Here is a 13,059-nt window from a genome sequence, read left to right on the forward strand (position 1 = left end):
AAGAATATATTCTTTTGAGGTGACATAATGTCTGTATTACCGTTCGACGACCGCGATGGTCTCATCTGGTACAATGGAGAACTGATTCCCTGGCGCGATGCCAAGTTCCATGTGCTGACCCACGGGCTGCATTACGCCAGCAGCGTCTTTGAGGGCCAGCGCGCCTATGGCGGCAAAGTATTCAAACCCCGTGAACATAGCGAGCGGTTGATCAAGTCGGGAAAAATCCTTGGTTTTGAAAATCCCTGGACGCCGGATCAGATCGACCAGGCAGTAGAAGACACCCTGAAAGCCAACAATCTGACCGATGCCTATATCCGCCCGGTCGCCTGGCGTGGCTCGGAAATGATGGGTGTGGCCACCAAGGGCAGCAAAATTCACCTCGCCATTGCAGTCTGGGAATGGCCCTCCTATTTTGGTCCGGAAGCCCGGCTGAAGGGTCTGCGGCTGGATCTCGCCCATTGGCGCCGTCCGGCTCCTCATACCGCCCCCAACGATGCCAAGGCGGCGGGGCTTTATATGATTGCCTCCATGAACAAGGATGCGGCCAGCGCCAAGGGCTATGACGACGCCCTGATGATGGATTACAAGGGCCGGGTGGCTGAAGCCACTGGCGCCAACATCTTCTTTTACAAGGAGGGCAAGTTGCATACCCCGACGGTTGAATGTGTGCTTGACGGTATTACCCGTCAAACGGTGATCGAATTGGCTGAAAAGCGCGGCTATGAGGTGATTGTCCGCGACATCTGGCCCGAGGAAATGGCAAGCTTCGAGCAGGCCTTCCTTACCGGTACTGCCGCGGAAGTGACCCCCTTAAGCGAGATCGGCCCCTATAAATATACCGTGGGTGATGTCTGCAAGACCCTGATGCAGGATTATGACGACCTGGTGAACGGTCGCTTGTAATTATCCGAGGAATGGAATGTAAAAGGCCGGAGATTTCTCCGGCTTTTTTTGTTCAGAAGCTGCCGCCTATTTCGAGCCGGATGCCGATCACAAGGGCATCATCCAGGTCCGGGTTGGTGCCCGGGTTCTGCACATATTGAATGTCGGGTTGCAGGGTAAGCCAGTCAGTGACTTCCGCCCGGTAGGTCAGCTCCCAGGCGATTTCATGATGATCCGTGTCGCCGGTATCCCTGGCCACCCAATCCCGATAGACAGAACCGTTCCCGGCGATGGCCACCGCCAGGCCAAGCTGGTCTTCCGGCCGCCCGTGGAACGGGCCGGTAAGCACAAGGCCGCCGCCTATATAATGGCCGAGCTGGTTGATGTCCTGATCGGCGAGACCGCCCCGGACCCAGCCGGACAGATTGTCTGCAAGCTGGCCCTCGATAAAGGCATAGATGCCTGAATTCCCGCCGATCCGGCCGGTGACCCGTTCGTCAATGGGGTCGAAGCGGCTGGTGTAATGCCAGCCGCCGGCCACCAGCCGCCAGTTGCCGTCAAACATCCTTATATCCGCTTCGCCCACCAGCAGCGCGCCTTCATCCAGTGCGATTTTATGGGATTTTGGATGATCCGGGTCATTAGGGATTGCGTCCAGCACCGCGGCCCGCAGGGTCAGAGTTTCGGAGGCTGCATAATCAAGCCTGAGGGCAAGGGAGGTGGTGGGAAAGATGGAGGGGCCATTCTCGCCACTCTGGGAGAAATCCGGCCCGATACCGTGGGAGCTGTTGAGGAACAGGCCCGCTGTATCGATGGCGTCAAATTCACTGTTCAGGTCATAAAGGCCCACCCGGAGTGAAAAGCCCGCCCCGAACTCCTGCTGGTACCAGAATTCATAAAGCCGGATGACCTCAGAATTATCAATATTGGAGGTCACCTGCAGGTCGCCAACCAGTGGCGCCAGTTCCCGGACATTATTTATCAGGCCATAAACGAACAGGGTGCCCCCCTCGATCCCGGCTGCGGCGGCATCAAGTTCGGCCGTGATATCCAGATTATAAAGCGCCACGATATCCCGTTCCACACCGCCGCTGACATTGGCGGCGATATCCATGGTATTCAGGACCGAAAAGTCGATAGCCCTGTCATTATCCTGGGCCAGGGCGGGATGAAAGAAACCAGCCAGTTTGAGGGCCATTCCCGCCAGGAACAGGGAGAATCGCCGTCCTGGCGGCCGCAAGGCGGCGCACAAAAAATCCCCCCTTTCCGGAAGCTGGAAAGCGGCAAAATATCCGGCGGCCGGGAGCAAACGGACGTCGGGCAATACTGTACATGGAGGCAACATATACCCTTTCATTATTATGATTTTCGCCGGGAAAGGGTGGCATGAAACGGATCAAAACCGGACCGGGAGCAACTCCGGTGAAGCCCCGATGTCAATCCGCCTGGCAAACATGCAACCGATTGGTCTTTTTCTTTCTCTTCGAAAACCGGTTATTAAGGCTGCTTCTGGTGATGGGGCATTATACAGCATTGCAGTGCCGACGGTGTTGCCCGCGGGAAAAATTGCATTGCATTCCGGCCATTTGTTTAACAGGGTTTTTTGTGCTGTATTGGGGGATACCTATTGTCTAGATTAAGGTGGCTGTAATAAAGTCTGATAAGGTGGGGGAATGAAACCTAAGATATTATGCCGACAAAATACAATTGGTTGGCCTGCAGATATTCATGCTGCTTATCCTTCTGGTTGGTCTCTGGTTATTGTCTCTGGATGGGCCTGAGCTTGAGCTGGATAATAAGATCAAAGGCGGCTTACGGGCCGCCTTTTTTGGTATTTTATACAGGATGTCCGGAGAAGACAGCTTTTTAATGAAGCAGGCTGACGTGGGGATAATCCGGCTGACGCTGCTGGAAAGACAGGATGCCGGGTTTTTGAATCTCGCCCCTGTCAATATTTACCGCCCGGCGAATGGTTTCATTCTGTTGCCAACTGTTCCGTCCCTCGATTACTGTCGGCAGATGGACAATCAGGGCAGCGGAAATGGACCGCGAGGCACTTTCCCAGAGATAGCTTGGGGTATGATCCACGGCGTAATAATCCACACTGCCGACTTTAAACATCGGCTCCTTGAAAGTCGTCGGTTTGGCAAAATAAAAGCCCATGCCTTCATCACAACTCACATCAATGATCAGGCCGCCCGGTTTCAGGCATGATTTTTCATCCCGGGTGACAAAGTCGGTGGGGTGATCGGGGTCCTGCAGGGTGCCGTTGACGATGATATCCGTTTCGCGGATCAGGTCTGACAGGGGGCGCTCACTGCCGTCATGTTCCACGACAATCATGCGCTCTTCGCCCTCTCTGCCGTCCCGCACGCGGACATAGTGACAATCCAGAATTTCTTCGCGGACCTCATGATCGGGACGCTGGATGCAGATGGTGATATCCCGGAACCCGTGGGCTTTGAGGGCATAAATAGCGCCGCGACTGACCGCGCCGAAACTGAAAATGACGGTTTTGCGCTGATTGCCATAGTGCCCGTCGATGCCTTTCAGGCGCAGGGCATGAATGACCGCACAATAGCCAGCCATTTCGTTGTTCTTGTAGAAGGTATGGCGGCCGATCTGTCCGCTTGGACTCCAGACAAACATATCCTCAAAGGCAATCAGGGTAAGTCGGCGGTCTATGGCCGTCTGGGTAATGGCCCGTTGTTGGGCGCAATGGGGATACCCCCAGAGAAGCCCGCCTTCGCGAAGATCCTGTAAATCCTCCAGCACCGGCTTGCAGGCAATTACATTACCCAGATCGGCGAGAAGCTCCCGGCGCGGGGCCATGCCGCCGGTCAGAGCGGCGATTTCAGAGTCCGGGACGCCGAAGGGGTCGCCATAGCCTTCTTCAAAAATTAATTGTCGACGACAATCTTCCGGGAGACGCGGTAAATGGGCGGGATGGATTGGCACACGCTGTTCGTCTTCCTTCTTGGAAGTCCCGATGACCCCCAGGGTCAGTTTGGTCATGATATTTCCTTTTGGGGGAGTACGCAGGGGGTGGGGGGAAGGGGATGCGTACTCGGCAGTCCTTAACATGGCCCTTGCCTTGGACATATACAACCACAGTCCCGCACAATAGTCCGGAAAGTGACAATTGCAGGCGGGTTCTGGGTCTTGAAGATTGAGGGGAGGAATTGTCTCAATGCCCCCGAGCGGGACGGAACAGAATAAAAAAGCCGGAGAGGGTACTCTCCGGCCTTGTGTATCCATAATCTCCGACAGTCTTATTTCTTGTCTTTTTTCGCTTTTTTATAAGCTTTCAGCTGTTGGGCTTCTTCCCTGGTGATCTTGGCGATGCCGCGGATGAACAGGCGCTCATCTCTGAGCAGAAGCCCGCTGCGCCCGTAGGGACAGAGGTTCTCGCCGGTCTTTGTATAAAGGGCCAGGGTGTCCTCAAACATGATGTTGTTGACCGACGGCCCGATCTCCAGAAGATAGGGGCGGTTGCGGCTCGGCGCATAAAGGATCAGGTGGGTGCGGTCCAGCGCCGTCCAGCTGTCGATGGTGCGCAGGAAAATACAGTCATTCTCCTTGCCAAGGCGCTTGAGCATGGCGTTATATTGCGCCTCGGTCAGGGGTGCCGGGGCTTCCTTGGCCTGATCCTCGGGTATTTTGCTGCCACTATCCTCTGCCGCGAGGGCAGGGGTCAGCAGCAGAGACAGGGCGGCGAACATCAGTATCAGCTTTTTCATAACAGGACCTCCTTTGGACGGGCTGGTTCTCAATTTCCCGCAATATAGAATATTCAGCCTGAATATAGCTTGAACAGCCGGTTCATAAATTGATGTCGGTCATGTTGCCTGCTTATTTCAGGCCGAGCACGTCTTCGCCCTGGTTGAACCAGACATCCACCGGGATTTCCGCCTTGCCGAGACGGGCGAGATCACCGGCGAGATCGTCTGGCACCACGCCTTTTTCGGCCAATAGCTTTTTCGCACCCTCATAATTGCCATCGCCCTGGAGGGTCAGGATCAATTCACTGAGACCCGCGACCGCTTTTTCAAAGGCCTCGAAGTTGATGCGGTAATGGCCGGCTTCATCCCGGCTGAAGGCGCCCGCTTCCTTGAAATAGTTGAAGCGCACCATGTTGGCCCGGCCGTGGGCGCTGGAGGCGCCGAAGCGGACCGAACGGAAGATGCCGGCAAGGAAGGTGGTGTAATAATCCATCAGCTGGCCTTCAGGCAATTCGCCCTTCTCATGCAGGCGGCTGACCATGTAAAGGCCGAGGATATCCGCCTTGCCTTCCTCAAGCGGGCTTGCGGTTTCCTTGAGTGCGGTGCGCACGGTGCCTTTGCCGTTGAGGGTGTTTTTAATGCCGAGGCCGTGCGCCACTTCATGGAACATGGTGTTGGCGAAAAAGGCGTTAAAGGTCACATGTTTGCGCTGTTCGGGCGTGATCAGCACATCGGCAATGGGCAACATGATCTTGTCGAACTTGGCCTTCATGGCGTTTTTGAGCTGCAGGCGCCGGGTGCCCTTGGCCAATTGCACTTCCTCGTCATTGGGCAGGTTAATGGCGATGGTTTTGGAGCCCGCATTGCTGTGGCCCGCATAATAGATCACGTCATAGGCATTGAGGTCGGAATCGGTGCCCGGGGTTTCCGCCTTATAGGCCTCCGCCACCGGCAGGCCCCGCTGCAGTTCCGGCAGGAAGGCGGTATATTTGCTTAAGCGGTCGCTCCAGGCCATGTCCTTGATCAGCACATAGGATTCATAGGCGGCGCGGTAGCCGAACAGCATGTCCTCATAGGTTTCAATGGGGCCGATTACCAGTTCGACCGGGTTCGATTTCATATCCATCCAGGCCATGTCGCTGGGCTGGAAATCATCGCTGAGGAGCGCATCGGCCCGCATGCGCAGGTAATTGGCGAATTCCGCATTCTGTGCAAGATCTGCGGCAGCACGAAGCTCATCCGCCACTTTGCCGAGGTCAGCTGCATATTCCTGGTGATAGGGGACCAATGTCAGGTTGCCCTGTTGATCCCGGCGTACTAAGCTGTAGAGCCCGGCTTTATCCGGGTTATCCCAGGCCTCGAACTCTTCCTTGGTCATGTCTTCCGGATAGAAGCGGGCGCCCAGCGGTTTTTTCCCAACACCGGTCAGGAAGGGCTTATCACCGTCGAGCCGGTCCCAGGGGCCGTAATTGAGGCGAACAAACCTTTTGGCGTCCTCCGGCAGGTCCGTATCCAGCAGGGTGTTTTTATCACCGTAAGCCTGGCGCCAGAACAATTCATCCATGGTGCGAGAGGCGTCGATCAGCAGTTTCAGCATTTCTTTCTGGTTGCTGCTGAAGGAGGAGAGGTCAGCAGTCAGGCTATAGGGTGCATAGATGTCGGCGCGCTTTTCCGCCTGTTCGGACACCCAGGCCTGTGTTGTCGTATCAGCGCCGGTTTCTTGTTCGCTCTGGCCACAGGAGATCAGGGCAAGGATGGAAAAGGCGGTCGCCAGAAGAAATTTATACTTGGAGGTCATGATATCCCCGTTTGTCGGTCATTTGTTTGAGCACAGTCTTACAGATTGCCGGGCGGAGATAAAGCCATAAAAAAACCACTTCCGTGTCACTCAGAAGAAAATTTCTGACAAAGCGGAAGTGGCTTCCCTTTCCCTTGGGGGCCGGGAGAATATGCCTCTCATAAAAGCAAGAAGCGTACCATTCAAGGGAAACTCAGAAAAATCAAAGAGATAGAAGATTTAAAGAAAAACGGGATAAGGGAAACTGTAAAGAAATCCGACACATTCAGGACTTTTTCAGCCATTTGTCCCGGGCGTCATCGTCTTCTTTTTTGGCCTCGACCCATGTCTCGTCATCCCCGGTTTTTTCCTTTTTCCAGAAAGGGGCGTCGGTTTTGAGCCAGTCCATCAGGAACTGTGCCGCTTCAAAGGCCGCCTGGCGGTGGAGAGACGCGGTCAGCACCAGCACGATCTGCTCGCCGGGCCTAAGCTCACCATAGCGGTGAATAACGGTGACTTCCTGCAGCGGCCAGCGCTTCCGGGCTTCTTCAGCAATGGCGGCAAGTTGCTTTTCAGCCATGCCGGGGAAATGTTCAAGTGTCATGCATTTGAGGCTGCCCTCGGGGAAATCCCGCACAAGACCGCTGAAACTGACAATGGCGCCAATGTCCGTGCGGTTGCCGCGCAGGGCCAGGCTTTCCTGCTCCAGGGAGAAATCCTCTTTCTGGACGGAAATCCTCATCATGGCTCAGCCTCCGGTCATGGGTGGAAAAATGGCCACTTCGTCCGCGTCCGCGACGGCATGGTCCATGTCTACATAGACTTCATTGACGGCCACACGGATGCGGCTTTCATCCTCCAGCGCCCTGGTATAATTGTTGCCGAGCGTGCGCAGATGCTCCAGAAGCTCGCCTGTAGTGGTGATCGAGGCGGGAAGGGACAGTTCTTCTTCCGATGTGCCGATATCTTCCCGGACCCTGGCGAAATAGACGAGCTTCATGGCCCTAGTCCATATACCTGAGGCCGGCCCTGAGATAGTCATAGCCGGTATAAAGGGTCAGGATGGCGGCAGCCCACAGGCAGGCATCTCCGATTTCAATGGAGGGGATGGCCTGGGGGGAGGCTTCGCCAACCAGCAGGAAACCCAGGGCAAAGATCTGGATGGTGGTTTTCCATTTGGCCAGTTTGGTGACCGGCACGCTGACTTTCAGTTCGGCGAGAAATTCGCGCAGGCCCGAGACCAGAAACTCCCGGCACAGGATCACCACGGCAGCCAGTACGGACAGTCCTGAGATACGCTCCACGGCCACCATCATCATCAGGGCGGCCGCAATCAGCAGCTTGTCGGCGATGGGATCCATAAAGGCGCCAAGTTTGGAAGATTGTCCAAGTTTGCGGGCCAGATAACCATCGAAGAAATCGGTGATCCCCGCCAGCGAGAATATGGCAAATCCGATCCAGTTTCCTGCATGACCTTGAATATAGAAAGAGCCCACCAGAAGCGGGATCATCAGAATGCGGGACAAGGTTAATATATTGGGCAGGTTGAACATGGGGACTCAGCTTTATGTTATTCTATCCCGCTTTATATAGGGCACACGCGGTCACCTGCCAATAGGCTGATGCGAAAAGTTATATTCAGTCGTTGTCATGGAAATAGTCATAGATGGACTGGGCCAGGGTACTGCTGATGCCTTCCACCTTGCCCAGGTCTTCCAGCGCTGCGCCGGCCACGGCCTTGGCGGACCCGAAATGCATCAGCAGCGCCTTCTTGCGCCGGGGCCCCACTCCCGGCAGGCCGTCCAGCAGGGATTTCTGCATGTTCTTGCCGCGCTGCTGCCGGTGGCTGCCGATGGCGAAGCGATGAGATTCATCCCGCAGCCGCTGCAGGAAATAAAGTACCGGATCATTGGGGGAGAGCTTGAAGGGCTCGCGTCCCGGCAGATAGAAATCCTCCCGCCCGGCATTGCGGTCAGGACCCTTGGCGATGGAGACGACGGCGATATCCTCGAGCCCCAGATCAGCCAGGATTTCCGTAACTGCGCTCAGCTGTCCCTTGCCGCCGTCGATGACCAGAAGATCCGGCCAGCTCGCATCATCCCGGTCCGGGTTTTCCCTGAGCTGGCGGCTGAAGCGCCGGGTCATCACTTCCCGCATCATGGCGAAGTCATCACCGGGGGTGAGCTTGTCCGACTTGATATTGAATTTGCGATAGGCGTTTTTTTCAAACCCCTCCGGTCCGGCGACAATCATGGCGCCCAGCGCATTGGTGCCGGAAATATGGCTGTTGTCATATACCTCGATGCGGTTCGGCGGTGCTTCAAGGTCAAACAGCCGGGCCACACCTTCAAGAAGTTTTTTCTGGCTGGCGCTTTCGGTGAGCTTGCGGCCCAGCGCCTCCCGGGCGTTTTTCTCCACAAGCGCCACCATATTGAATTTCTCTCCCCGCTGGGGGAAGGTGATTTTAACTGCATGGGCGGCCTTCATGGCCAGCGCTTCCTGAAGCAGGTTCTTCTGGGTCATGTGGGCATTGACCAGAATAAGCTTCGGCGGCTGTTTGTTGTCATAGAACTGGGAGATGAAGGCCGGCAGGACCTCGTCAATGGCCTGGTCCTTGTCGTGGCGCGGGAAATAGGCCTTGTTGCCCCAGTTCTGTCCGGCCCGGTAGAAAAACACCTGGACGCAGGTCTGGCCGCCCTCCTGGAAGGCGGCGATAATATCCGCCTCTTCCAGATGGCCCTGGTTGATATCCTGGCGTGACTGTACCGCCGCCAGGGCTTTGAGGCGGTCCCGGTAAATGGCCGCCTGTTCGAAATCCATCCGGTCGCTGGCGTCCATCATCTTGTCGGTCAGCACTTTTTTGATGGCCTGGCTTTTGCCGCTCAGGAAGTCGTGGGCCGACTGGACCAGGGCGCCGTATTCTTCTTGTGATATTTTGTCCACACAGGGTGCGGCACAGCGCTTGATTTGATAGAGCAGGCAGGGGCGTGTCCGATGGCTGAAGACATTGTCGGAACAGGTCCTGAGCAGAAAGGCCTTCTGCAGGATATGCAGGCTGTGGTTTACGGCACTGGTAGAGGCAAAGGGGCCGAAATAGATGCTGCCGTCCTTTTTCGCACCGCGGTGCTTCATCACCCTGGGGGAGGGATGTGACATGTCGATTTTTATATAGGGGAACGACTTGTCGTCCCGCAGCAGCACATTATAGGTGGGCTTGAAACGCTTGATGAGGCTGGCCTCAAGCAGCAGCGCCTCTACCTCCGTATTGGTGGTGACAAATTCCATGCTGCGGGTCAGGCTGACCATCCGGGCGATGCGGTAGCCCAGGCCGCGGATATTTGTGTAGTTGGAGACCCGGTTCTTCAGACTCTTGGCTTTGCCCACATAGAGCACATTGTCCTTCTCGTCGAGCATGCGGTAAACCCCCGGCTTGCCCGGCAGGGTTTTGAGATAGGATTTTATGACCTCGATGCCTTCGTTCATGGCCTATTTATATGATTATTTTCCGGCGTTGCGCAATGGGCGCTATGGAGATTTTTCGTAACCGGGTTTTCCCCTATCGGGAAATTATGACTGGGGAAAGTGACAAGTTAACAAGTCGTAAAAAGCCTTGTGAATCAAGAGGTAACAAATCTGTAACAGAGTCGGAAAAATCTTATCCACGCAACCTGTGGATAACTCGGTGCATAACTTTTTGACAGGATAGCCAATGCGGCAGGAACATTGGGGTTTCATCAGATTGACTAAAAAATAGGCACAACGGATAACTTATTGAATTTAAATAATAAAAACAAAGTCAAGGGGGGAGTGTTTTTGTTTTTCCTTAAGAAGAGAAGGGTAATCTTGTGATGTGTCGATGTTAGTATTTTGCTGTGCACAACTTGTGAGGGTTTAGATCATTATATGCTGGATATTCAAGCCCTTAAGGTTGTTTTTGTTACGTCATTTCATTACAGGCGATGACGCTCGATTTCCACCCCGACGCTGGCCGTGTTGGCGAAGGCCTGGAGCTTTTCCACCCGAACCCTTACGGTCGTGACCCGGGAATCCTGGAGGTTCATCTGGGCAATATTTTCGGCCAGGGTTTCCACCAGGTGAACATGTCCGGCGCTGACCATGGTTTCGATGTTTTTCACAATGTTCTCGTAGCAGAGGACATTGTTGATATCGTCCTTGAGGGGATGGTCGCATTCCTCCACAGCCAGATCGACGCTGATCTTTATTTTCTGTGCGCTTTCCTTTTCATGGTCATAAATGCCGATAAAGCTATCGATGACCAGGTCGTTGACAAAGACATGCCGGAGCGACTTGGATGCGCTGGAGAGCTTCAGGGGAGTGAGGTTGCTTTTCTGCATATTTACCGGGCCCGAAAATAAATAGTTTGTGTTGGCAACAAAAAGCAATGTTTAATAGCAATTTGCCGGGAGTGCAATTTTCTTTTTCATTTTTCTCAGAAAGAGATGTGACGCCCCAGATAGGCAAGATAGCCGATATATCCCATTGCCAGCAGGGCCCCGGTTGTGCGGGATAGCACCTTGTCGCGAAGGGCAAAGGGAAAGACAACCAATGATGCCGCCAGCATAACCCAGAGATCGAGAGTGATGAAATCTTTCGGAACCGGTACTGGTGCCACGACTGCCGTGGTGCCCATGATGGCGAACAGATTGAAGATGTTGCTGCCGATGACATTGCCGAAAGCCACGTCACCGTGTTTGTGTTTGGCGGCCATGATCACTGTCATCAGTTCGGGCAGGGAAGTGCCGATGGCAATAATGGTCAGTCCGATCACTGCTTTTGGTACGCCGAAGTCAACGGCAATGACCACGGCTCCTTCAACCAGGATATGCGCGCCAAAAACAAGGCCGGCCAACCCGCCGACCAGATAGACGACTGATTTCCACAGGGCGAGCGGCTTTTCCGGGACACCTTCCACATCTTCCAGTGCTTCCCGGGCCAGCTTGCGGGTTTTCCGGGTTTCCCGGTAGGAATGGAACAGATAGCCGAACAGAAGGGTCAGCAGCAGACTGCCCTGCCACCAGTGAAGCGGGGCCGTGAAGCAAAGCAGGATGAAGATGACGCTGCAGAGCAGCATGATGAAATAGTTGTTGCGGACTTCCAGGTTATAGCAGGAGAAGGGAAAAATGATGGCGGGCAAGCCCATAACCAGCAGGATATTGGCGGTGTTGCTTCCGACCACATTGCCAAGCGCCAGTGTCGGTGCCCCGGCCAGCGCGGCGTCCACACCAACCACAAGTTCCGGAGCGGAAGTACCGAAGGCGACCACGGTCAGGCCAATAACAACCTTGCTGATTCCCAGTCTGTAGGCCAGGGACACGGCACCGCCGACCAGCATATCACCTGCGATTACCAGAAGAACAAGACCGCCGACTACCTGAATATATTCCATAACTCTCTGTACCGGTAATTGAGTGTGTCTGGCATCTTATATAGGCCTTCATCTCCGATGCCTAGGGGGTCAGGTTAAAATTCGGGAAAAAATCAGACGAGCCTGGCATGTTCGGCAAGAACCCTGCTGTAAAGCTCAAACTGGTCGCGGGCGACAGCCATCCAGTCCAGGTGCTTCATGGCGTTGGAGATGGCATCATGATCCCAGGACTTGCCGTAAAAAGAGGCCAGTGCTTCCGACAGGGCCGCTGTCGCGCGATCCTTCAGGAGAATGCCGTTGCTGTCGTTGACGATCTCCGGAATGCCGCCCACGCTGGTCGCGATGACAGGGGTGCCGCAGGACAGGCTTTCAAGGATCACGTTGGGCATGCCCTCCATGCTGGACATGAGAAGGACCGCGTCTGCATAGGCGTAGTAACGGGCGAGGTCTTTCTGCGGCACATGGCCGAGGAAGGTGACCCGGTCGGAAATCTGCAACTCTCGCGCAAGCTGTTTGAGGTTTTTCTCTTCCGGACCCTGGCCGATGATGATCAGTTCCTTGTCTGGCAGGGACGCCAGGCCCCTGAGGGCAATGTCATGACCTTTCAGTGGCACAAGGTTGCCGACAGAGAGCAGATAGTCATGGTGGGTGGTGGGCTTGTGTTCCCGGTGGAAGACATTTTTATCCACCCCGTTGGGCAGGACGATCAGCTTGGCTTCTGCGACGCCGTGACCCATAAGGGCTCTTTTCAGGGCCTGGCTGACACAGATCACGGCACTGGCATAATCAATGGCCTCCAGAATTTTCGGGCGCGTTTCTTCACGGTCCATCCAGTAGTTGACATCGCTGCCCCGGGCGGTCAGCACCAGCGGCTTGTTGTATTTACGGGCAACATGGGCGGCGGCCACACCGTCGGGGTACAGGTACTGTCCGTCAATCAGGTCAAATTCTTCCGCGTGGTTATAGACGCCGGTGATGACCCTGGTTGCGGCTTTTTCCATGGCCCTGGCCACGTTGATCACACCGGTGCCGGGCAGGGTCAGATAGCGGGGATGAAAGACTTCGATACCATTCTGCACTTCCCGGTGCGGGATATCTGCATAAAGGCGGAAACGGCTTCCGGGTAACCAGGACAGAACCGGGGCCCAGGCCACGGGTGCGATGACCTTGTGAGAAAAATCCGGGAGCTGTTCCATGTGGTCGAAACGGATTTTAACGAAAATGCCATGCCGGGGTTGCAGGCAGTTTGGATAAAGTGATGTGATGGTCAGGACATGCATATCCGATGT

At 55.0% G+C, this 13,059-nt stretch carries 12 protein-coding genes; 1 reads left to right on the plus strand and 11 read right to left on the minus strand.

Features of this window, described 5'->3' with window-relative positions; translation table 11 throughout:
- Window positions 1–27 precede the first annotated feature (27 nt).
- The gene (locus ACN0YD_RS04345; protein WP_417317422.1) at window positions 28–906 is read left to right on the plus strand and encodes a branched-chain amino acid aminotransferase; all 879 of its coding nucleotides are present in this window, start codon (window positions 28–30) and stop codon (window positions 904–906) included.
- A 52-nt stretch (window positions 907–958) separates the two neighbouring features.
- Here ACN0YD_RS04345 and ACN0YD_RS04350 read toward each other — a convergent pair whose 3' ends face one another.
- The 11 genes from ACN0YD_RS04350 to ACN0YD_RS04400 all read right to left on the minus strand — a co-directional run bounded on the left by ACN0YD_RS04350 (window position 959) and on the right by ACN0YD_RS04400 (window position 13,050).
- Window positions 959–2,137, minus strand: coding sequence for a carbohydrate porin (locus ACN0YD_RS04350; RefSeq protein ID WP_417317423.1), 1,179 nt, complete (start codon window positions 2,135–2,137; stop codon window positions 959–961).
- Window positions 2,138–2,751: 614 nt separating this feature from the next.
- Window positions 2,752–3,900: a N(5)-(carboxyethyl)ornithine synthase gene (locus ACN0YD_RS04355; protein ID WP_417317424.1), complete on the minus strand. Its 1,149-nt coding sequence runs from the start codon at window positions 3,898–3,900 to the stop codon at window positions 2,752–2,754.
- Window positions 3,901–4,157: 257 nt separating this feature from the next.
- The gene (locus tag ACN0YD_RS04360; RefSeq protein WP_417317425.1) at window positions 4,158–4,625 is read right to left on the minus strand and encodes a DUF6491 family protein; all 468 of its coding nucleotides are present in this window, start codon (window positions 4,623–4,625) and stop codon (window positions 4,158–4,160) included.
- A 112-nt stretch (window positions 4,626–4,737) separates the two neighbouring features.
- Window positions 4,738–6,405 carry a dipeptidyl-peptidase 3 family protein gene (locus ACN0YD_RS04365; RefSeq protein ID WP_417317426.1) on the minus strand — a complete coding sequence of 556 codons (1,668 nt, stop codon included), beginning with the start codon at window positions 6,403–6,405 and terminating at the stop codon, window positions 4,738–4,740.
- Between the two features lie 265 nt (window positions 6,406–6,670).
- Window positions 6,671–7,129, minus strand: a complete 459-nt coding sequence (locus ACN0YD_RS04370) for a molybdenum cofactor biosynthesis protein MoaE (RefSeq protein WP_417317427.1) — start codon at window positions 7,127–7,129, stop codon at window positions 6,671–6,673.
- Window positions 7,130–7,132: 3 nt separating this feature from the next.
- A complete protein-coding gene (moaD, locus tag ACN0YD_RS04375; protein WP_417317428.1) occupies window positions 7,133–7,384 on the minus strand; it encodes a molybdopterin converting factor subunit 1 in 252 nt (83 codons plus the stop codon).
- Window positions 7,385–7,388: 4 nt separating this feature from the next.
- Window positions 7,389–7,937 (minus strand): CDP-diacylglycerol--glycerol-3-phosphate 3-phosphatidyltransferase, encoded by a 549-nt coding sequence (pgsA, locus tag ACN0YD_RS04380; protein ID WP_417317429.1) that lies wholly within the window; start codon window positions 7,935–7,937, stop codon window positions 7,389–7,391.
- Window positions 7,938–8,022: 85 nt separating this feature from the next.
- The gene (gene uvrC / locus ACN0YD_RS04385; protein ID WP_417317430.1) at window positions 8,023–9,867 is read right to left on the minus strand and encodes an excinuclease ABC subunit UvrC; all 1,845 of its coding nucleotides are present in this window, start codon (window positions 9,865–9,867) and stop codon (window positions 8,023–8,025) included.
- A 467-nt stretch (window positions 9,868–10,334) separates the two neighbouring features.
- Window positions 10,335–10,739 (minus strand): dihydroneopterin aldolase, encoded by a 405-nt coding sequence (folB, locus tag ACN0YD_RS04390; RefSeq protein WP_417317431.1) that lies wholly within the window; start codon window positions 10,737–10,739, stop codon window positions 10,335–10,337.
- A 95-nt stretch (window positions 10,740–10,834) separates the two neighbouring features.
- Entirely contained in the window at window positions 10,835–11,791 is a 957-nt protein-coding gene (locus tag ACN0YD_RS04395; protein WP_417317432.1) for a calcium/sodium antiporter, read from the minus strand.
- Window positions 11,792–11,883: 92 nt separating this feature from the next.
- Window positions 11,884–13,050, minus strand: coding sequence for a glycosyltransferase (locus tag ACN0YD_RS04400; RefSeq protein WP_417317433.1), 1,167 nt, complete (start codon window positions 13,048–13,050; stop codon window positions 11,884–11,886).
- Window positions 13,051–13,059: the final 9 nt, after the last annotated feature.

This window comes from Emcibacter sp. (genome assembly GCF_048269205.1).
Lineage (GTDB): Bacteria > Pseudomonadota > Alphaproteobacteria > Sphingomonadales > Emcibacteraceae > Emcibacter.

Bases quoted from the DNA above. Each gene is read 5' to 3' on its own strand.
- ACN0YD_RS04370 (WP_417317427.1), bottom strand. From the start codon at position 7,129: ATGATGAGGATTTCCGTCCAGAAAGAGGATTTCTCCCTGGAGCAGGAA.
- folB (WP_417317431.1), bottom strand. From the start codon at position 10,739: ATGCAGAAAAGCAACCTCACTCCCCTGAAGCTCTCCAGCGCATCCAAG.
- ACN0YD_RS04400 (WP_417317433.1), bottom strand. From the start codon at position 13,050: ATGCATGTCCTGACCATCACATCACTTTATCCAAACTGCCTGCAACCC.
- ACN0YD_RS04365 (WP_417317426.1), bottom strand. From the start codon at position 6,405: ATGACCTCCAAGTATAAATTTCTTCTGGCGACCGCCTTTTCCATCCTT.
- ACN0YD_RS04360 (WP_417317425.1), bottom strand. From the start codon at position 4,625: ATGAAAAAGCTGATACTGATGTTCGCCGCCCTGTCTCTGCTGCTGACC.
- moaD (WP_417317428.1), bottom strand. From the start codon at position 7,384: ATGAAGCTCGTCTATTTCGCCAGGGTCCGGGAAGATATCGGCACATCG.
- uvrC (WP_417317430.1), bottom strand. From the start codon at position 9,867: ATGAACGAAGGCATCGAGGTCATAAAATCCTATCTCAAAACCCTGCCG.
- ACN0YD_RS04395 (WP_417317432.1), bottom strand. From the start codon at position 11,791: ATGGAATATATTCAGGTAGTCGGCGGTCTTGTTCTTCTGGTAATCGCA.
- pgsA (WP_417317429.1), bottom strand. From the start codon at position 7,937: ATGTTCAACCTGCCCAATATATTAACCTTGTCCCGCATTCTGATGATC.
- ACN0YD_RS04345 (WP_417317422.1), top strand. From the start codon at position 28: ATGTCTGTATTACCGTTCGACGACCGCGATGGTCTCATCTGGTACAAT.
- ACN0YD_RS04355 (WP_417317424.1), bottom strand. From the start codon at position 3,900: ATGACCAAACTGACCCTGGGGGTCATCGGGACTTCCAAGAAGGAAGAC.